The organism is Arthrobacter sp. SD76, from assembly GCF_049726125.1.
Classification (GTDB): domain Bacteria; phylum Actinomycetota; class Actinomycetes; order Actinomycetales; family Micrococcaceae; genus Arthrobacter; species Arthrobacter nitrophenolicus.
In genome coordinates, this window is the sequence record NZ_JBNBLR010000002.1 from 246,123 (window position 1) to 264,857 (window position 18,735).

18 protein-coding genes and 2 pseudogenes are annotated in these 18,735 nt (G+C 59.5%); 14 read left to right on the forward strand and 6 right to left on the reverse strand.

Going from position 1 to position 18,735, the window contains the following annotated elements; translation table 11 throughout:
- Positions 1-219: 219 nt before the first annotated feature.
- Together ACPEE0_RS22965 and ACPEE0_RS22970 are read right to left on the reverse strand one after the other, a co-directional pair.
- On the reverse strand, positions 220-438 hold the full coding sequence (locus tag ACPEE0_RS22965; protein WP_424575637.1) for a GMC oxidoreductase: 219 nt from the start codon (positions 436-438) through the stop codon (positions 220-222).
- Positions 386-1,366 (reverse strand): GMC family oxidoreductase N-terminal domain-containing protein, encoded by a 981-nt coding sequence (locus ACPEE0_RS22970; RefSeq protein ID WP_424575561.1) that lies wholly within the window; start codon positions 1,364-1,366, stop codon positions 386-388. The genes ACPEE0_RS22965 and ACPEE0_RS22970 overlap by 53 nt, the downstream gene beginning before the upstream one ends.
- 825 nt (positions 1,367-2,191) lie before the next feature.
- Here ACPEE0_RS22970 and ACPEE0_RS22975 point away from each other — a divergent pair.
- The 10 genes from ACPEE0_RS22975 (at position 2,192) to ACPEE0_RS23020 (ending at position 9,978) form a co-directional block, all read left to right on the forward strand.
- Entirely contained in the window at positions 2,192-3,490 is a 1,299-nt protein-coding gene (locus ACPEE0_RS22975; protein WP_424575562.1) for an ABC transporter substrate-binding protein, read from the forward strand.
- Between the two features lie 31 nt (positions 3,491-3,521).
- Positions 3,522-4,235, forward strand: a complete 714-nt coding sequence (locus ACPEE0_RS22980) for a carbohydrate ABC transporter permease (protein ID WP_424575563.1) — start codon at positions 3,522-3,524, stop codon at positions 4,233-4,235.
- Between the two features lie 235 nt (positions 4,236-4,470).
- Positions 4,471-5,310 (forward strand): carbohydrate ABC transporter permease, encoded by an 840-nt coding sequence (locus ACPEE0_RS22985; protein WP_424575564.1) that lies wholly within the window; start codon positions 4,471-4,473, stop codon positions 5,308-5,310.
- A complete protein-coding gene (locus ACPEE0_RS22990; RefSeq protein WP_424575565.1) occupies positions 5,307-5,720 on the forward strand; it encodes a C-glycoside deglycosidase beta subunit domain-containing protein in 414 nt (137 codons plus the stop codon). The genes ACPEE0_RS22985 and ACPEE0_RS22990 overlap by 4 nt, the downstream gene beginning before the upstream one ends.
- 471 nt (positions 5,721-6,191) lie before the next feature.
- Positions 6,192-6,719: a hypothetical protein gene (locus ACPEE0_RS22995; RefSeq protein WP_424575566.1), complete on the forward strand. Its 528-nt coding sequence runs from the start codon at positions 6,192-6,194 to the stop codon at positions 6,717-6,719.
- Between the two features lie 200 nt (positions 6,720-6,919).
- On the forward strand, positions 6,920-7,783 hold the full coding sequence (locus ACPEE0_RS23000; RefSeq protein ID WP_424575567.1) for a fumarylacetoacetate hydrolase family protein: 864 nt from the start codon (positions 6,920-6,922) through the stop codon (positions 7,781-7,783).
- Positions 7,746-8,693: a VOC family protein gene (locus ACPEE0_RS23005; RefSeq protein ID WP_424575568.1), complete on the forward strand. Its 948-nt coding sequence runs from the start codon at positions 7,746-7,748 to the stop codon at positions 8,691-8,693. The genes ACPEE0_RS23000 and ACPEE0_RS23005 overlap by 38 nt, the downstream gene beginning before the upstream one ends.
- Positions 8,694-9,023: 330 nt before the next feature.
- Positions 9,024-9,245 carry a hypothetical protein gene (locus ACPEE0_RS23010; protein WP_424575569.1) on the forward strand — a complete coding sequence of 74 codons (222 nt, stop codon included), beginning with the start codon at positions 9,024-9,026 and terminating at the stop codon, positions 9,243-9,245.
- Positions 9,246-9,470: 225 nt separating this feature from the next.
- Positions 9,471-9,734 carry a transposase gene (locus ACPEE0_RS23015; protein ID WP_424575638.1) on the forward strand — a complete coding sequence of 88 codons (264 nt, stop codon included), beginning with the start codon at positions 9,471-9,473 and terminating at the stop codon, positions 9,732-9,734.
- Positions 9,735-9,783: 49 nt separating this feature from the next.
- Entirely contained in the window at positions 9,784-9,978 is a 195-nt protein-coding gene (locus tag ACPEE0_RS23020) for a hypothetical protein (RefSeq protein ID WP_424575570.1), read from the forward strand.
- A gap of 355 nt (positions 9,979-10,333) precedes the next feature.
- Here ACPEE0_RS23020 and ACPEE0_RS23025 read toward each other — a convergent pair whose 3' ends face one another.
- The 3 genes from ACPEE0_RS23025 to ACPEE0_RS23035 all read right to left on the reverse strand — a co-directional run bounded on the left by ACPEE0_RS23025 (position 10,334) and on the right by ACPEE0_RS23035 (position 14,420).
- Positions 10,334-11,731 (reverse strand): amidohydrolase family protein, encoded by a 1,398-nt coding sequence (locus ACPEE0_RS23025; RefSeq protein WP_424575571.1) that lies wholly within the window; start codon positions 11,729-11,731, stop codon positions 10,334-10,336.
- Positions 11,732-11,742: 11 nt separating this feature from the next.
- A complete protein-coding gene (locus ACPEE0_RS23030) occupies positions 11,743-12,660 on the reverse strand; it encodes an alpha/beta fold hydrolase (RefSeq protein WP_424575572.1) in 918 nt (305 codons plus the stop codon).
- A gap of 107 nt (positions 12,661-12,767) precedes the next feature.
- Positions 12,768-14,420 carry an FAD-dependent monooxygenase gene (locus ACPEE0_RS23035; RefSeq protein ID WP_424575573.1) on the reverse strand — a complete coding sequence of 551 codons (1,653 nt, stop codon included), beginning with the start codon at positions 14,418-14,420 and terminating at the stop codon, positions 12,768-12,770.
- Positions 14,421-14,680: 260 nt separating this feature from the next.
- On the opposite strand from ACPEE0_RS23035, the pseudogene ACPEE0_RS23040 reads away from it, so the two are divergent.
- The 4 genes and pseudogenes from ACPEE0_RS23040 to ACPEE0_RS23055 form a co-directional block, all read left to right on the forward strand.
- Positions 14,681-14,872: pseudogene (locus ACPEE0_RS23040) on the forward strand (LysR family transcriptional regulator); the annotation flags it as partial.
- Between the two features lie 33 nt (positions 14,873-14,905).
- Positions 14,906-15,634, forward strand: coding sequence for a LysR substrate-binding domain-containing protein (locus tag ACPEE0_RS23045; RefSeq protein WP_424575639.1), 729 nt, complete (start codon positions 14,906-14,908; stop codon positions 15,632-15,634).
- Positions 15,635-15,961: 327 nt separating this feature from the next.
- Positions 15,962-16,891: a cytochrome P450 gene (locus ACPEE0_RS23050; protein WP_424575574.1), complete on the forward strand. Its 930-nt coding sequence runs from the start codon at positions 15,962-15,964 to the stop codon at positions 16,889-16,891.
- A 4-nt stretch (positions 16,892-16,895) separates the two neighbouring features.
- Positions 16,896-18,167, forward strand: coding sequence for a cytochrome P450/oxidoreductase (locus ACPEE0_RS23055; RefSeq protein WP_424575575.1), 1,272 nt, complete (start codon positions 16,896-16,898; stop codon positions 18,165-18,167).
- 40 nt (positions 18,168-18,207) lie between these two features.
- Here ACPEE0_RS23055 and ACPEE0_RS23060 read toward each other — a convergent pair.
- Positions 18,208-18,640 (reverse strand): annotated as a pseudogene (locus ACPEE0_RS23060) (DDE-type integrase/transposase/recombinase); the annotation flags it as partial.
- Positions 18,641-18,735: the final 95 nt, after the last annotated feature.

The window sequence follows — 18,735 nt, forward strand, 5'->3', positions numbered from 1 at the left end:
AGGGGAGCTTTTGCTACTCCGGCTGGGACATGCCATGAGGAGGGGATTTCTGTCCTGCGCCTGTTAGCGGTCGGCCTGCCCCACTCTGCGCATCGGGCGGAAGTCCGTCTGGCTCAGCAGTGCGTCGTAGCACAGCTATCAGAATTACAGCCCAACGGGCTGCTCAGAAACTACCTGTAGGGACACATAGATGTACTTCGCTGCACCGGAAGCGAAGTTTTAGTCTGTTAGTGAGAGCGCGAGCTTTCTTGCGCCACGTACTGCGAATGCAATACTCATGAGCGTGGGGTTTACGACTGTCGCGGTTGGGATTACTCCGTTACCTCCGATGTATAGGTTGTGGAATCCCCAGACTCGCGACCAGGCATCGCAGACGGAAGTGCCGTCATCTTCTGGTCCGATCCTCAGTGGTTCCCTTGTAGTGCAGCGATGCCCCAGCGGGCATTCGACGCGGCTCGCCTCCGGGAATGAACTCGCCCAGGGCGCCGGCTGTGCGCCGCAATCTACGCTGAGCCTCTTCCACTTCTGCAAGTTCTTGGGGGGACATATCGTACTCGAATGTCACCGCTGGGAAGCCCAGATAGTCGAGCTCTGTGGGGTCGAAAGTAAGACCGTTCTCCCGGCGCGGGAACTTGCGGCTGCCCCATCCGACGTTTGCGTAGCCCCACGGGCTCGGCGTCATCCCTGGTGGGAGCGGTATTGGGGACTTATCGAGGTACATGACCTGGCCTGAAAAGGGGTTCGCTCCGTCGGAAAATGGGATGCGCACCACTGCGGCGACGGGGTCAATCCGTTCGCGGCGGGATTCTTGCTCGCGCTGAAGAGCGGCGAGCTCCGCAAATTTCCCGATCCGCTCGTCAAGAGCAACAATGCTGAATACAAGCGGATGGTCGCTAAGGTATCGGCCGAGAGCTTGGGGTCTGATTTCGGAGGCCCAGAGCAGCTGTGGAGTGCGGATTGCGTCGCCAGCGACCACAACCGCGTCAGCTTGGATTGTTTCTTCGTGGCCGCTCAATTGGTCGCGCAGGGATACTCCGGTAACCATGCCGTCAGAATGTATGAGGCGAGTAACGAGAGTGCCAGCGCGTATCGCGAATCGCTCGGCAATTTCGGATCCATCTTCGATGAGCGGTCCGAGCACGGTATCGGTACCCGTCCAATGAATTGAGCCGTCCGGGAGCGTCTTGCCGGCGATTGCGAGGAACTCTGGCTTCGCGCCCGATGGTAGATCGTTCCATTCAGCGCGAACAGCGTCCAGCACGGCTCGGCCTGAGACGGAATCGTCGAAGGCGTGGTGCGTTGTGTTGAGGAGTTCCTCGGCGCGATCGAGCAGCTCGTCGAATTCGTCGTCAGGGATGAACTTCACTCGTTCTGAATCACGGGGTCTCGGAGTCGCGCAGGTCCAATGTGCCCCTTGGCCCCCCCACGCACGTCGACAGGGCTGCGGCGGGGAACTGCGCTGTGTTCGAGGACTTGGCGCCACCGATGTCGACCAAGTGGGTTCCGCTGCGGGCCGTGTAGGTGCCCTCAATGGATGTTCCGGCCGGGATGCCGACAATGCCGCCCCCCTGTCCTCGCTGAGGGCCTTGGGATGCTAAGCGCCGCCTCCGAGCGTTCGGTCGGGTCCGCGATGTTGCGTACGTTGACCCCTGGCCGTGCCGTCAGCTGCGGTCCGAGCTCAATCATGGTCACCCGAGCATTCGGAACCGACTCGAGCAGTAGCCGGGCGTACGTTGCACCGATCGGTCCACTGCCGACGATCACAATTTGCCGTTCTCTGTTCATGAGCTAACTCCTATTTTTCAAACTGGGGCCAGGGAAAGCTAGGCGACCTTCGTCGACTGGCAGCAGGGATGACGATGTTGGCAAGCGTGTCGGTCGTCGCGACGAAAACCGTCCCACCCCATAGGGCTGGGCGACGCTGTGACCAGTTGCACACGGTATACGGCAAAAGTCCGTAAGGTCTCGGAAATCTCCTACTTTGTTGCTACTGAGCGCTAATTATCCGTCGAGTAGGAATGTTCGATTAACCCTTGCGCAAACAAGTGTTTCATCGTATCTTCGACAGGTCAACACATTTTCGAATATATAGCGTCCTACCATCTGCGGGGACGCGCTTGAGGCCGGACAGAACCCTCACGGCGTCGAGCACCTACTTACTCCAGTCCACAACGCTCTGAAAAGGCCAACGATGCCCTCGACTATCCATCCAGCAATCCGAAAGTCCGCTGCTATCGTCGCGGTACTCACCGCCACAACCTTGGTGGGATGTACCGGGGGGCAGTCGGATTCGAGTACCGGTGGCCCGGTCACTTTGTCCCTGACACTCCTGGCTACATCTGTCGGTTCCCCCTACGGCGAGATGGCAAAGAAATACAGCGAACAACACCCGGACGTTTCATTCAACATCGAGGAAATCCCTAACGAACAGTATGGAGAGGTCCTCCGGACTCGTTTTCAAGCGGGCAATGCTCCTGACATGTTCTTCACGGATGCCGGCAGTGGCAGCCGACAAGGGATCCTGCCTTTCGCTAAAGCTGGGTACGTCCTCCCACTCAACGACTCCGCAGCTGAGAAACTCATCGATGAGGACGACAAGGAGTTGGTGGGTTTCGATGGATCAATTTACGGACAGCCCCTCGATTACGTACCGATGACGACTAATTTCAACCAGACTGTGGCAGAAAGCATCGGCATCCAACTTCCGCTCACTTCCGTCGACAACGTGCTCGATAGTTGCAAAAAGGCGGCGGATGCGGGGAAGAGTCTGTTCGTCCTAGCCGGAGCCTCGGTTCCGAATACTGCCAACACAGCGATCGAAATTGCCGCCTCGCGCGTTTATGCGAAAGATCCTGACTGGGACACTCTCCGTAACAATGGCGAGGTCACCTTCGCGAATAGCACGGAGTGGCGGGAGTCACTTGAGTTGATCGTTAAACTGAATGAGGCCGGCTGCTTCCAGCCCGGTGCCACCGCAGGCTCGATCGCTGACAACACTCCCGCCGTCGCTGCTGGCAAATCGCTTGCCTCGTTCTCACCGGGTGGCGCCACAGGCGACATGAAGCGGAGTAACCCGGACAATACGTACATCGCAACGGCTTTCCCAGGCGACGACAAAGACAGCACCCGGGTCTTTTCTTCCCCTTTGAATCTGCTCGGCGTTAGCGCCAGCGTTGACGATCAGAAGAAAAAGGCCGCTCTTGACTTCCTCGCCTGGCTTGCTGAACCGGAGACAGCCGCAGCGACGGCCGACCTCAGCGGCAACATGCCGATACAGGTTGAAGGCACCCAGACGCAGCCGGCGCAGTACGCCCTCATTAAGGACATCCTCGCCCCTGAAAAAACTCAGACCCTCCCCAACGTGACCTGGAGTCCAGAAGTGGTGACGGCCCTCGGTCAGGGAGTTCAGGGGCTCCTCACCGGACAGACCACGGTTACCGCAACTCTCGAGGCGATGGACGCAGCCTGGGATCAGGCAGCGGACCAGTAGCGTCCGAAAGGATGAAAGAGATGACCAAACGGTGAACCTCACAACAATGCATCGCTCCGAGCGCGGAGCAGAGAACCATCCGGCAACAGTTCCCGTCCAGCGCAAACGGGCGTCCAGACAGAGGTTGTTCGGGTCATGGTGGTGGGCGCTCCCGGCGCTACTGCTCACCGCTCTGGTGCACTACATCGCAGTGGGTATCGGTGGCTCGTTCGCATTCACCAATTGGCGTGGACTGGGTGCCTTCCAATGGATCGGAGTCGACAACTTCGCCAGAATCCTCGCGAACCCTCAAAGTCGCGGCGCGCTGGTCAACACTCTGTTCCTCGCAGTCGGCTACCTCCTGGGGACTTGCGTGCTTGGCCTGGCCTTGGCCCTGGCACTCAACCGAGGCGTAAAGACGCGGTACTTTCTGCGCAGCTTGATCTTCATGCCTACGGTTCTTAGCCCGCTCGCAGTGTCATACATTTGGCGGTTCATCTATCAGCAGGAGGGGCCTCTCAACGGACTGCTTGCCGGGCTTGGGTTAAGCGAATGGCAGCGCACTTGGTTAGCCGATCCGGGTGCAGCTATCTGGGCGATCCTAATCGTCATGGTGTGGCAGAGCACGGGTCTGGTCATGGTCATCTTTCTTGCCGGGCTCGCGGGGATCCCGCAAGAACTCGAGGAAGCGGCCGCCATCGATGGGGCCAGTACTCTTTCCCGATTCCGCCACATTGTTTTCCCCTCTTGCGCCCCTCGCTGGTAGTCGCATCAATGTTGATGCTCATTCAGGGACTTAGGGTATTCGATCAGATTATGGCGCTTACCCACGGCGGACCGTTCGGTGCCACGGAGTCTCTTGCGACCCAGGTATACAAACAAACATTTGTAAACGGGCAGTTTGGGTACGGGGCGGCGTTGTCGCTGCTTCTAACGATCTTGATCCTAATTGCTGCGGCTGTTCAATCCGCTCTCGTCCGCTCACCAAAGGAGCAGAACTGATGTTCAACCGATATGGGCCAACCACTCTCGTGAGGGAGGTCATCGTTATAGCCGTCGCCCTAGTCATGCTCCTGCCCTTCTACTTGCTGGTCGTGATGGCTTTCAAGGACAAACAGGAAGCAGTAACCTCTTCGCCAGTCGCGCTTCCAGAAGCACCGACCCTGGACAATTTCATAACCGTTTTCACAGGAAGCGGCTCACGAAGCGTGTTGCTGGGCTTGTTCAACAGCGCGATAATCACCGCCTGCAGCCTGGTGCTCCTCATAGCTTTAGGGTCAATCGCGGCCTACGTTATCGCCCGCCGGGCGGGGCGAGTGAGCAATAGCGCGTACATTTTCTTCGTTGTGGGGATCATCCTCCCTTTCCAACTCGGCATGATCCCCGCTTACGTGGCCTTGCGGTCAACCCACCTCGTCGGGACTCATTTTGGGATGATCCTCCTTTATGCCGGACTGTTGTTGCCGCTTTCGGTCTTCCTCTACACCGCCACGGCTCGGACAATACCCCTTGAATACGAAGAGGCAGCGAGTATAGATGGAGCAAGCAAGCTCCGAGTATTCACGACGGTAGTCTTTCCACTACTGTCGCCCGCAACAGGAACGGTCGCCATCCTGGCCGGGCTGGTGATTTGGAACGATTTTTTCACGTCCCTGATCTTTTTGAGCGGGTCGAAAGCAACGACGATTCCGGTCGTAATGTACAGTTTCGTCGGCGAAAACGTCACTGAGTGGAACCTTGTTTTCGCGGTGGTGATCGTCTCGATGATCCCCATCCTCGCGTTCTACCTGTTGGCTCAGAAAAAGTTTATCCAAGGGTTTGCCGGGGGGCTTAAAGGATGAGCCGCCCGGAATTGATATTCGCTTCGGACAGTGTGCGTGTTCATGGCGGGGGCTTAGCAATCGACGTTCGAATCCCCTGGTACCGCAGCCTCCCGCTCAGTGCCATTAGCGAGGTAACGGTGCGCATCGACGGCATTCCCGTTCCAACGAGCGACCTCACGTTACGGTGGCAGGGAAACGATTACGCGATACAAGACCTTGCCGAACACTGGGATCGAATCTGGTTTATCCAGGACACCGCCACGTTGCTATTTCCCTTCAGAGATAGTCCTGCACCGCTCGACATAAGCGTCGGAATGAGGATCCGCCTCCCCTACATCATTATCGAGCCGTACGGAGCGCTCGAGCGATATTTCGAGTACACCCGTATGGTGACACCGATCCAGGAGGAGACCCAAGATGCTCCATGACGAGCACCCGCAGCCCCTGCTAGGCACCACGTTTTTCTCGTTCACGAATGAATGGGTGAGTGGGCAGTACACCCTCCCCGACCTCCTCAAGCGGGTGGCTCAGGAGGGAATTGGTTACGGAGTCGAGATTGTCGGTTTCCAAAGCATCAGAGGATTTCCCGGGATTTCCTCAGCTTTCGTGCGGGAGTTCAGGGACCTCCTCGACAACCTAGAACTGGTACCTACGTGTCTCGGATCCAACATCGACGTGGCGCTTCGACGTGACCGATACCTTAACGAAGACGAGCTCGTAGAGTATCTGCTCAGGCAAATTGAGGCCGCCCGGCTCTTGGGCTTTCCATTGTTGCGCGTGCAACTTGGTGCGGATCCTAAAGTCATGGAGCGGGTTGCAGCGACGGCGGAGCGCGCCAACGTACGGCTTGGTATGGAGATTCATGCCCCGAAGGTCCGGAAACACCATCGATCCTGGCCATGCGCGAGTTGTATGACCGCCTCGACAGCGACTACCTGGGCTTCATCCCTGATTTCAGCGCCACCATGCATCGGATCACCCCTGGACTCATTCAGATTCTCGTCGACGCCGGTCTGCCTTCTCGGCTCGTACCTGACCTTCAGCGAATTTGGGCCCAACAGGGTAAGCCTGCCGAACGGCTCGGGGAGTTTCTGGAACTCGCACGAGCGGCAGGGGCGCCGGAAGGAGCACTGGTGCAAGCCAACGCGCCATTTACTATGAACGGTCACGAGGCCCCAAACTCATGGGTCGAGCTGATGCCGCGGGTATTCCACGTGCACGCAAAGTTCTACGAGATCGGCGCGGACGGGCAGGAGCCGTCAATCGACTATGAGGCCAACCTCGGCCCACTTCGAGACGCAGGATTTTCAGGATCCATTTCAAGTGAGTGGGAAGCTCACTCATGGACTCCGATCGCCGACCTTGACACATTTGCCCTGATCCGTCGCCAGCAGGAGCTCATCCGCACGATCTTTGGAATGGATTAACGCGGCGCAAATCATTTCTTCACATCTTTCCCCCGGCTGAGACCCCGAAGATCTCGCTTATATACCTACTCGAAAAGACGAAAGTTATTACGCATGAAAGATGAGCATCAAAGCTTTGATAATCAAGCTTTGCTCCGCGGCAAGAGCTATTTCACTAGTCGACCCAACCAGCAGATCGACTTTCAGACAGGAGAAACAGTATGAGGATCGCCAACTACCGAGGACGCGCTGTCCTCCTCACAGGTGAAGACTCTGCAATAGACATAGCGGAGGCTAGCAACGGTGAGTTCGGCCCCCGCCTCTCTGATGTCTTCGAGAACTGGTCCGCGTTCCAGCAGTGGGCGGCCAGCGGGACACCGCAAGGCACAGTTGTAAGTATCGACCGCTCCCAGCTCGGGAGCCCCTCGCCGACTCCGAAGCAAGTCATTGCCGTGGGTCTCAACTATGCCAAGCACGCAGCGGAGTCCGGCTTCGAAGTACCGGATTTACTGCCGCCCACATTCACCAAATTCGTTTCGAGCATTACGGGTCCCGATACGGTAGTCGCCCTGCCACAGGGCGGAAACACCGACTGGGAGGTGGAGTTGGTGCTCATTATTGGGGCTGAGGGGCATGGTATTCGGGAAGAAGACGCTTGGTCATATGTAGCGGGCGTGACGGTCGGGCAGGACCTCTCGGAGCGTGTATCCCAGCTCCAGGGACCAGCGCCTCAATTTTCCTTGGGCAAGTCGTTCCCGGGATTCACGCCGCTGGGCCCTTGGCTCGTGACCGTCGATGAACTCCCCAACCGGGACGATCTCGAGATCGGCTGTTCAATCAATGGCGACGTAGTCCAGAAGGGCCGCACGAGCGAACTCATCTTTCCTGTCGCAGCTCTGATCTCCCGGCTTTCACAAACCGTCACCCTCTACCCGGGCGACGTGATATTCACCGGCACTCCCGCCGGCGTGGGAGTGGGGCGCGATCCCCAGCGGTTCCTGAAGCCCGGGGAAATCCTCACCAGCTGGATAGAGGGAGTTGGACACATTGAGCAGCGTTTCATTGAAGCAGGCGGTGCCGAATGAGCGTAAACATCAGAGAAGGGCAGCTGTAATGACAGGAAACGGACTCATTTCCGCGGTGGGCTACTTGTCCTTGCAGACCAAAGATCTGACGGGAGTTATCCGGAACGCCACCGACGTCCTTGGCCTCTACGAGACTGACACGACCAGCAAGAAGTCCTATCTGGCCGCTCAAGCGGCTCATCACGAAATCATTTACTCGGCGGGCGACCACGACGCGGTCGACCATATTGGACTCGTGGCCAAAGATTCCGAGGCTCTGGGGATAATCCGCGAAAAGGTCTCTCGAGCCAAATATCGTGTGATTGCAGAGCAACCGCTTGACGAAGCGGTTGGTCAGGGATTCGCCTTCGTCGGACCCGAGGGCTTTACTTGGCAGGTGTACACAGAGGCCGCCTCGTACAGCCTGGTGAAGAACGGCGGCTTCGGGCCGGACAGGTTCGGTCACGTGAACATCCAGGTCATTGATACTATCGCCCAGCGCGACTTCCTCGTCGAAGTCCTTGGATTCCGCGTCTCGGACAGGATCGGCCACGACCAGGCTTTCTTCCTGCGCTGTAACAACGACCACCATGGCATCGCGGTCTTCAAAAGTAGCCGCGCTGTGCTGCATCACCATGCGTGGCAGACGCAAAGCATTGTCGACCTAGGACGACTTGGTGATCGCCTCGCACGGCGAGGCTCCCGACTCGCTTGGGGCCCTGTGCGTCACGGTGCCGGAGACAATATCGCCGCCTACTATGTCGAGCCAACAGGTGCTGTGATCGAACTGTACACGGACCTCGAGATGATCTTTGACCCGGAAAGGGAAGCCCGGCTATGGGCAGAGGACGACCTCTACTGGATCAACCAATGGGACGGGCAGGTTCCGCCCGGCATACTCGATCATGGGATTCCCCCTCTACAGCGCTAACGCCCTAGCCCCCTGCCTTGCCGGAACCGGCGACCTGCGTTACAGGGACCTCCTGCTCTCGTCTTGAAGGCAGGAGGTCCTCGTGTTCCATGAAGGACGTGTTGTTATCGTCTGCAAATTGCCCGGCGCATTATCGGCTCCTATGCGACCAGTCCCGAGGTCCGGCCTAGAGGCGGCGAGGAAGAGGCTGGGCCATGCGGTTCGGCCCTATCTCAAGGGGCTCTTTACGGTAGATGGTGAATCGATTTCGTGTCTTGAGAGCTGAAGGGCTCGTAGCTCCTGCTGTGATGGATGTTCTCTGCGCATTCATCACGTCAGGAGCTACGAGCCTTGATCGAGCCCACTTTCCCGCGGCCCGATGCTGCCACCGCCATTTTAAACCTGCCGAGTACCCGCGTCACAGGTACCGAGATCCTGGGCTTCGGGCAGCGCCGGGTCATTGTCGAAGCCACCGCAGAGGCCGGCTGCCCCTCCTGCGGCGTTATCAGGGCAAGGGTACATTCCCGTCGGCTGCTACGGCTGCGTGACATCCCCATCGCAGGGCCGGCCTAAGTGGTCTGGGCCAAGCGGAGGTTCATCTGCGATGAGTACTTGTGCCCGCGCCAGACGTTCACCGAGGAAACAAGCCAGGTTCCCCGCAGGGCACGGTCCACCCGCCACCTTCGCGACACCCTTTATCCGACCACCATAGTGGATTTGGACCGGACAAGTTCTGGGGATCGTAGATGGTCGCGACAGCGACGGTGTCGGGAACTGGCTCCTCGCCCGCCCGCTTGAATAGCGGTTAGGTGTGCAGGTCGTCGCGATCGACCCTTTGCAGCGTTCCGTAAGGCCCTGCGGATGTGGCTGCCACGCGCCGCCGTGTCAGCCGATGGGTTTCACTTGGTCAAGCTCGGCAACGACATGCTCACCGAAGTCCGGCAACGCCTCACCAGCAAGTTCACGGCCGCAGGGGACGCTCCATTGACCCGGTTTGGGCGAATCGGGGTCTGCTGCTGCGGGCCGGTGACACACTTTCGGACCGGGCAGGGGAAGGCTTAGCACCGTCTTCGCGACTGACGACGCCGCCGGGAAAATGCAGGCCGCTTGGTTGGTCAAAGAACAGTTGCGCACTCTGCTCGCGACCGGGTCCCTCGCTGACGGTGCCGCCGCGAACGACCTGCTCGAGTCCCTGGTCGAGAAGGCCGCGCAACCGGAAACAAACCGGCTCTGGCGCACTATTCGCCGCTGGTGGAACGAAATTGAAGTCCTCATTCGTCACCGGCGCGACAACGGCGAAAGTTGAAGCCAACAACGCCGTTATAAAAACACATCAAACGCACGGGCCGGGGATTCACCAACGCACGGAACTACAAGACGCGTATCCTGTTGCGCAGTGCCGTTAGAACAGCGGCATGAACACCCCGTCACGGCAGAACTTTAACCACGTACCGTGAAGAGCCTCCTAGGGAGCGCAACCCGTGGCGATGAATGACGGCTGAGGCCACGTGCTCCTCCCCGAATTGCCGTCGTGTTCATGCTGGATGCTCAATTCAGCCCACGCTCGGAAATCGGCTCGCGGGCGAACACTTGGGCGCCCATCGTGCCAATCGTCCCCGCCTCTTAGAAGGACAGCAGCGCGCCCTTCCACGGAGGCGGGTTCAAACTTCAGTCATTGATGTGCGGCTGTTGGCGCGGTCCAGGAGGTTGTGCTGGGAGCGGCGGCCCTCGTCGACGAGTGCCTGGGTGTTGACTCCGACCAGGGCGCCGTTGCGTTTGACGAAGGTTCCGCCGACGAGAACGTCCCGGACGTTGCCTTCGTGGGCGGCGAGGACGATGGATGCTACCGGGTCCTGAACGGGTCCGAGGTTCAGTGCATTGATGTCGATGAGGAGCATGTCTGCTCGCTTCCCCGGAGTTAAGGATCCGATCTCGGTTTCCTGACCGATGGCCCTTGCACCGTTGATGGTGGCGTAACCGAGAATGTCCCGCAAGGTCACGGCCGGCATATGCGCGGCCCGTTCCGGCCCGATCCTAGTGAGCGTAGAGCGGTGGTACGCCCAGAGCATGCGCATTTGAGTGAACATGTCACCGGTGCATTTGGTCTCGGTGTCTCCGCTGAGTGAGGGGCGGATTCCAGTTTGGAGCAGCCGGTGGAAGGGGATTTCGCCCACGCCTGTCGAGTTCATCTCACAGTGGATACCGAGGGAGACTGTTCCGCCGTGGTCGGCGATGAGCTGGAGTTCCTGGTCGTTGAGGTGGTTGCAGTGGACGAAGGTCATGTCCGGGCCAAGGAGGCCTGCGTTGGCGTATTGCTGGACAGCGGCGGCTTTAGCGTTGCGGGCGTACGCTCCGGTGTGGACGGAGACGCGGAGCCCGAGTTCGCGGGCGAGCCTGAGTTCGTGCTGCCAGACGTCGGGGGATGCTTCTTCGGGGCCGCGCAGGACCATGGCCAGCGTGATCCGGTCGTCCAGGGGTCCGTTGCGGAAGTATTGTGCCTGGATGCGGCGGATGTCTGCCGGGTGGGGGCGGACGCTGTTGGCTGTCCAGGAGTCATCGGGAGAGGTGGGCCAGCCGTGGCCAAATACTGCCCGGATGCCTGATTCGTGCAGGCCGGCGATGGCACCGTCCGAGTGTTCGGGGGAGTTTTGGACGTGCGACCAGTCAAATAGCGTGGTGGTGCCTGAACTGAGCGCGGCGTAGCTGCCGAGCTTGTTGCCGATGTAGACGTCTTCTGCCTGGTAGGAGGCGCCGAGGCCTTTGAGTACTTCGGCGAAGTAGACCCCGGGGTCCAGTTCGGCGTAGCTGTGCTTGATGGCGCTTTGCCAAGTGTGCCGGTGGGTGTCGACAAAGCCGGGCAATGCAACGAGGCCGGAGCCATTGATGACTTCGTCCCCGGCACGGTGGTCAGGGACTGCGTGCGGGTTGTCCAGAGTGGGTTCAATGCTCGTGATCCGGCCGCCGTCGATGGTGATCGTGGCGCTGTCGAGTTCCCCGATCTGCTTGTCAAGGCTGAGGACGGCGACCTTTTCAATGATGGTCCGCTGGGATTGTTGCATGGCTTGTACCGTCACTTGTGGGATGTCGTTGGCTGGAGGCAGTGGTCGTTCGGGGATGCTGCGGGCATGGCGTGGGTCAGGAAATCTGCGATGTACTCCGCAGTTTCCGGTGTATCAAATTCGGGGCCTTCGTGGTTGGCGCCCTCCAAAAGCCTGAGTTCCGCTTGAAGGCCCAGTCGTTGTGCCCGGTCGTGGAAGTTCATCGACTGCGCGACCGGAGCCACGCCATCGGCGGTCCCGTGCATGATCAGCATTGGCGGGGTGTTGGTATGAAGCCGGTGGATCGGGCTGAGCTTGGAGAGGATCTCGTCGTTCAGTTCCTCTTCGGATACTCCGGCCAGCAGGGCTTGCCGGAACGCAGGAGTTGGGGGCAAGCCGCCGAAATATGCCGGGACGGGTGAGTTGGCGATGAAGGCCGGAACGGTAAATCCGCTGTCGTGGACCGGTTTCGGTCGGGCAGAGGTCAGGTCGAAGTTGGTGAAGAGCGCAACGATCGCCCCAATTCTCGTCGCAGCGTCGATCTCATCAGATGCACCGTTCTCGGTGAGGAGCAGGGCGCTGATAGTGGCGAGGTGACCTCCTGCGGAGGCTCCTCCGAGGGCGACGCGCTGCGGGTCCAGGTTGTATTCATCTGCATGGGCTGTCACCCAGGCAAGGGCGTCCTTGATGTTACTCAGCTGTGCGGGGAAGGCTGCGTCTTGGACGACGTCGTAGTCGATGGAGGCGACGGCGATACCGTGGGCGGCGAGGTTGCGGAGCCGTTTGGGGGTTTCGTCGCGGAGCCCGGTGATCCATGCTCCGCCGTGAAGGTAGATCAGTACCGGCGCTTGCTGGGGGTTGTCGGGGCGGTAGAGGTCCAGTTTCAGTGTCCCGGCCGCGCCGGTGCCGTAGCGGAGGGCCTTATGGAATTTCTTGTGCTGTGTGGTCAATGTGTTCCCATCAGGTGTCGATCCGCCCCAGTTGTGATCTATGGACAGTGGTGACTACGTAAGGCGGGGTGCCGGCCGCAAGCGCCTTGGCTGGCACCCCGCTTGGCTTATTCAGCTGCCGGCGCGGTGGCGTGCTGCAGCACGCGGCCTGTCACAGTGGCCCAGACCTCTGCGGAGGGAAGAGCGTTCCCGCGCCAGGCGACGTGCTGGTCCGGCCGGATGATCGCGAATCGCGCCCCGTACAGGGTTTCCAACTCGTGTGATGGCTCACGAAGGACGGTCACGGGGATGTGCTGCTGGTCGGCGGCCCGGGCGAAGTCGTCCACGGTACCAGTGTCGTCCCGTCTGAAATCTACGACGGTGAACCATTGGCCGAACTTGTCGTAAATGGAGGTGCCGTCAGCCAGCCAGGCGTGCGGGGCCAGCGAACCGGGCACCGCTGAGGGGGTGTAGTGGTTCGGGCTCCATTCGGGCGCTGTGGTGCCGTCGGAAACGATCAGGGGCGAGCCGGCGTAGGTGTAACCAAGCTGTGTGCCGATGTGGCGGAACTGGGGGGCCTTGTCCTTCAGGATGACTGCGCTAAGCTCCTTCCGGACCGCGTCGCCTTCCGGTCCGGGATCTGCGATGCCGGGAACCACGAGGTCGACCGCTGATTTGGAGAAGCTGCGGGTGGCCTGTTCCAGGACCCCGACACCGATGGGGCGGCGTTCGGCGGTGAAGGTATCCAGCAGAGCCTCCGGGGCCCAGCCCTGGATAACGGCGGCGAGTTTCCAGCCGATGTCGGCGGCGTCGGACAGGCCGATGTTCATGCCGTGCGCGCCGTAGGTGGAGTGTTGGCGTGCGGCGTCACCAACAACGAAGGCACGTCCCCGGCGGTAGCTGTCGGCGATTCGGGCGTGGATGACCCAAGGGTCCAGGCCGATAATGCGGAATGGCACGTCAGCTCCGATGGCTATCTTCACGGCGCGCTCGGCCTGCTCGAGGGTGAAGGCGTTCGCGTCCTGGAGCTTGTGCAGGCTGAGGATGAATTCGCCGTCCGGGGACGTGGTCTGGACGAATCCGGGGAACTCGTCGTTGAGGCACCAGTACTGTATGGCGGGTTCCAGGTCAAGGGTATTGTAAAGGTCTTTAGATTCGAAGAGGATCTGCAAGTTTTGCGAGATTGCTTTTTTGCCGACCATCTCGAACTGGAAGGCGCGACGGACGATGCTGCGGCCTCCGTCGGCACCAACGACATAGGAGCCGGTCAGGCGGCGTTCCTCACCATTACGGGAACGGACGAGGACCTGGACACTCTCGTCATCCTGGCTGACCTCCAGTGCCTCGTAACCGTAGAGTGCTTCGACGTTGGGCAGGGCTGCGAGTCGTTCACGGATTCCGAATTCCACGTCGGACTGGCGAATCTGTATGGCAGGCTCGGGATACAGATCAGTGCTTATAGGTGCCGTGAAGAATGCATCCTCAAATGCGGCAATCCGGTACCCGGCCAGGCTCGTGCGGAACTGGACCTGCGATGGCCAGTTCGGTCCGAAGGCTGAGTGTCGCCGGACGGTGTCCGCAACTCCCCAGCGACGGAACAGCTCCGTGCTGCGGAGGTTCACAATTCGTGCCCGTGGGTGCACGCGTTCAGACAAATCAATCACGGGGTCGATGACCGTGACCGGAATGCCGCGAAGCCCCATTTCGACGGCGACGCTCAGGCCGACAGGGCCCGCTCCGATGACGATCACTCGACCACCGGGGTGTGCGGAGCTTTCCATTGAGGTACCTCTCTCTACTTGTCGACCCGAGGGGTTCTGCGGGCGACGTAATAAAAACGCAGAGAGCAGCATCTGCCGCGCGGATGCGTGACCGTAGTCCCTCCCCCTCCCCCGCATCTCGCTGAGGGGGGACGGGAGGTACAACGTCGCGGCGTACGCGCTGTCTCTTAAGTGGCTTTATCTCATCACTACACACGTCCATAAGTCCAAAAGATAATTCTCATACCCACCTATCGATATGAGTTATATAGAGTAGCCCCATGCACAGCCGAAGCCTGAGCAACGTTGATCTAAACTTGCTCGTACCCCTCCAGTCATTGCTGCGCCACCGGAACGTAAGCCAGGCAGCTAGAGCTTTGGGTATCTCTCAGCCCGCCATGAGTAATAACCTCCGACGCCTGCGAAGCCTGCTCGACGATCCCCTGCTGGTCAGGGTGGGGAACCGATATGCATTAACCTCCAGGGCTTCGGGTCTTCAGGACCGTGTGGATGAACTCCTTAATAACGTGATGAATCAAATTTTGGAGGAACCCATATTTCGACCCGAAGTCTCAACGAGGCGCTTCGTGGTAGGTGCATCGTCTTCGACCGTCGTTACCGGGCTGCACCCGGTCATGAAAGCTCTTGAAGGGGCTGCGCCTGGCGTTTCCTTCAAGGTTGTCGACCTGCCTCGGGATGCAGGTTCGATACTCGTGGGGCAGGAGGTAGACCTAATTCTCGTTCCGGAGCATCTGCCCGTCACGCATCCACGTGAACGCCTCTATCAGGAGGAGTGGGTCATAATCGCAGCAGTTGACAACCAAATGTCCCGGCTACCACTGACGCGGGAGTCGCTGACGAAGCTGCCCTTTGCCGTGTATGAGCAGGACGGACTGCGGGTTGGCGCCATGCAACTCCTGGCGGCCGAGGGTATCCACATTCAGCCGCGCTTCATCTGTGATGATTTCCTCACCATGATGCATGTCGTTATCGAGGCTGGTCTCTTCGCGATAATCCAAAGCAGTATCGCTCGACGCTACGCTTCCCGGAACGGACTGGTGATATTGGACAGTCCTATACCCTTCAGGCCGTTCGGCATCGACATGGTGTGGAACCCAAGGACGATCGATGATCCGGCGGTGGCCTGGCTGCGTGAGCAGTTCAAGTTGGTCCATGGCCGGCAAGGAGCATTGCCCCCATGGAAGAGTATCAGCGGTATGAATGATCGGGTATAAATAATATCTCTTAGATTTATATGCAGGAAACTGTTTAGATTTATCTGTCAGGCTCTCTCAGCGGTAATAGGCATGGAAGTGCTTTCCCAGCGGGGGCCCAGCACAAACAGCTTCCACTCCTGTTATTCCACACGCCCAATCCCGTTTTGCATCGAAGGAGATCGACGTGAGGCAAACGGTAACATCCGATCTCGGCTCTTCCTCAGGAGCTTTTGGCCCCTCCTTCCCTCGGCGCCACCGAGCCTCGGGTCAGTAGACGACATCAACCATATGGCGTCCCGCACGCATTTCCTCGGCGGGACCCAGACGTTTCACTATGGAGACTCCATGTCCACACCCACGCAGTTGTCTGGCGGCTGCCCCTTTCTCAACCCCCGCCGGCTTTTCCATGACTTAGCTGAGGCGCGCAACTCGCGGGAACTGCCACACTCAGATACTTTCAAAGGCCGCGTCATCAGCCGGTACGACGACATTGTCCAGGCCCTCCACGATCCTGCGACTTTTTCCAACGAGCCTACTGTGGGCACTTTCCCTTCTCCTTGGCGCGAGCAGTTCGAAGGCCGCGTGCCCAACAGGGGCACACTCCTTGGGTTGGATAATCCTGATCACGACCGGCTGCGGTCGAGCGTGAACACCTTTTTCATGCCGCGCAACCTAATCCGATACGAACCGTGGATTCGGGAACAGGCCCATGCCATGGTGGACAAATTTGTCGAGGATGGGCGAGCTGACCTTAAGACGTCCTTTGCGCTGCCCTTGCCGCTGAAGGTGATTGCTCACGTTGTTGGCCTTGATACGGCGCGATCCGAATGGATCGGCGCGGCACTGGGTTTCTTCATGGGGCCTCGTGACCTCTACCATCCCGGCACTCCTGACGAGAAAGCGAAAAAGCTGCTTGATCTTCATGACTACATTCTCGAAGTGATGGAAGAACGCAAGCATGATCGCCGGGACGATCTGATCAGCCACATCTGGAATGAGCGCGAGTCAGGTGCAGTGGAGATGACCGATTTCGAAATGTTGTCGATGTTTCCTGGGCTAATGCTCGCTGGGCACGAAACCTCGTCGAATCTAATCTGCATGACTCTCTCTCATCTGTTGGCCGACCCGGCCAGGTACAGCGCAGCGCAGAAGGATGACGACTCGCGTGCCGAAGCGCTGGAAGAGATTCTTCGATACGAGTCGGCAATTACGGGCATGAAGCGTCTTGTAACCAAGGACACGGAGTTGGGGGGGGCACTCCCTCAAGGCCGGTGAAACGGTGTTCCTTGCTTTCGCGTCGGGATCGCGTGATGCCACTAAATTCGGGCATCCTGACGATATTGATTTCGACCGCAATTGGGCAGTTCCGCACTTGGGCTTTGGTCAGGGCATCCATGCATGCCTTGGCGCACCGCTGGCAAGACTTCTGCTGCGGATCGAGCTCAGCGTGCTCAATGAGCGCCTGCCTGATCTCCGGTTGGGGGTGCCTTACGAGGAACTGGAATACACCGTGGTCTCCGAAGGCCGCGGGATGGTGGGGCTACCCCTCGAATGGACGCCAGTAAAGGTAGCTCCGCGCGCTGCGTCCCCCGAAGCGGATCAGGCGGCTGCCGCCGGCATTCCCGTTACGGTCACGTCCCGCCGGTCACTCACCGAGGACGTCGTCGAACTGACGCTCCAGGTGGACTCGTCTGCTGATGTTGATTGGGATCCCGGAGCCCATGTGGATTTGGAACTCCCCGACGGTTCCTTGCGCCAGTATTCTCTCTGCGGGCAGTCTGACAGCGCAGAACTGCGTATTGCCGTCCTGCGAGAAGAGAGCGGTCGCGGCGGTTCTCGACTGATCCATGATCAGGTTCAGGTGGGTGACCGCCTTCACATCCGCGGGCCGCGCAATCATTTCCGGTTGAAGCCGGCCGCTTTCTTCCTCTTTGTTGCAGGTGGGATCGGTATCACTCCCTTGCTGCCGATGATTGAGGAAGCAGAGCGACGTGGAACGCCCTGGCGCCTGCTGTACCTCGGACGGGACCGGAAGCGCATGCCATACCTCGCGGAGTTGGAGAAGCATTACGCGTCCCAAATTTATGTCTGGCCTAGTCAGGAAAGGGGCCGCTATGACTTGGATGATATTTGGAAGCGGCTTCCAGTCGACGAAGCGTTCGTGTACGCATGCGGCCCGGATGAGCTGTTGGTTGGGCTTGAGGAATCAGCAAACCGCCACGAGGCTGACTTCAAGCTGGTCGTGGAACGGTTTACAGCGAGAAAAGTTGATCACCGGCCGAATCGGCCCATCGACGTAGAACTCGCGCGCCGCGGGATCTCAATCACCGTGAGCGAAGAGGAAAGCATTTTGGATGCTTTGAACGCCACGGGCGCCAACATTTTGTCGACCTGTCGCGAAGGAACCTGCGGCACCTGTGAGGTCAGGGTGCTTGAAGGTGTCCCTGAGCACCGGGACAGTGTACTGACACTGGAGGAACGGCTCGCGAACTCCACTATGATGGCCTGCGTGTCGCGCTGCCGCGGTAAAAAGCTGGTGCTGGACCTATAGCGGGCGGATTAGGGACTGCCCGGCTTTTGTTGACTCGGGGTTAGGCCGCTGTGAGCGCGGTCCAATTGATGTTTCATATCCGATGGGTGAGTGTGCGTGCCCAGCCGTCTTTGCCGTCGCCGGCGATGGTAGGTTCTCTCGATCCAGGTCGTGAGGGCCAGCCGGAGGTCCTGCCTCAGCCACCGCTGACGGTCCAGGACGTTCTTCTGCAGCAGCGAGAAAAAAGACTCCATCGCGGCGTTGTCCGCGCACGCACCGACCCTGCCCATCGATCCGGTGAGCCCGTAGTGCCGCAGTAATTCGACGAACCGGCGGGAACAGAACTGCGACCCTCGATCCGAGTGCACCACCGTCCCTGCCGGGCCGCGTGACCGGACCGCGTTCTCGGGCGCGGCGACGGGCGGAGAGGACTCCATCCGCGAGTCCATTGAATAGCCCACAATCCTCCCCTAATAAACGTCCTTCACCGCGCATCGCGTAGCCTGCCGGTCCCGGTCGGGCGAACGAACCCACAGACCCGCACTTCTTTGCCCGGGTCGGCGTTGTGGGCCCGGGCACGTTCCACCAG

Bases quoted from the DNA above. Each gene is read 5' to 3' on its own strand.
- ACPEE0_RS23025 (WP_424575571.1), bottom strand. From the start codon at position 11,731: ATGCAACAATCCCAGCGGACCATCATTGAAAAGGTCGCCGTCCTCAGC.
- ACPEE0_RS22975 (WP_424575562.1), top strand. From the start codon at position 2,192: ATGCCCTCGACTATCCATCCAGCAATCCGAAAGTCCGCTGCTATCGTC.
- ACPEE0_RS22990 (WP_424575565.1), top strand. From the start codon at position 5,307: ATGAGCCGCCCGGAATTGATATTCGCTTCGGACAGTGTGCGTGTTCAT.
- ACPEE0_RS23050 (WP_424575574.1), top strand. From the start codon at position 15,962: ATGTCCACACCCACGCAGTTGTCTGGCGGCTGCCCCTTTCTCAACCCC.
- ACPEE0_RS23035 (WP_424575573.1), bottom strand. From the start codon at position 14,420: ATGGAAAGCTCCGCACACCCCGGTGGTCGAGTGATCGTCATCGGAGCG.
- ACPEE0_RS22985 (WP_424575564.1), top strand. From the start codon at position 4,471: ATGTTCAACCGATATGGGCCAACCACTCTCGTGAGGGAGGTCATCGTT.
- ACPEE0_RS22995 (WP_424575566.1), top strand. From the start codon at position 6,192: ATGCGCGAGTTGTATGACCGCCTCGACAGCGACTACCTGGGCTTCATC.
- ACPEE0_RS23000 (WP_424575567.1), top strand. From the start codon at position 6,920: ATGAGGATCGCCAACTACCGAGGACGCGCTGTCCTCCTCACAGGTGAA.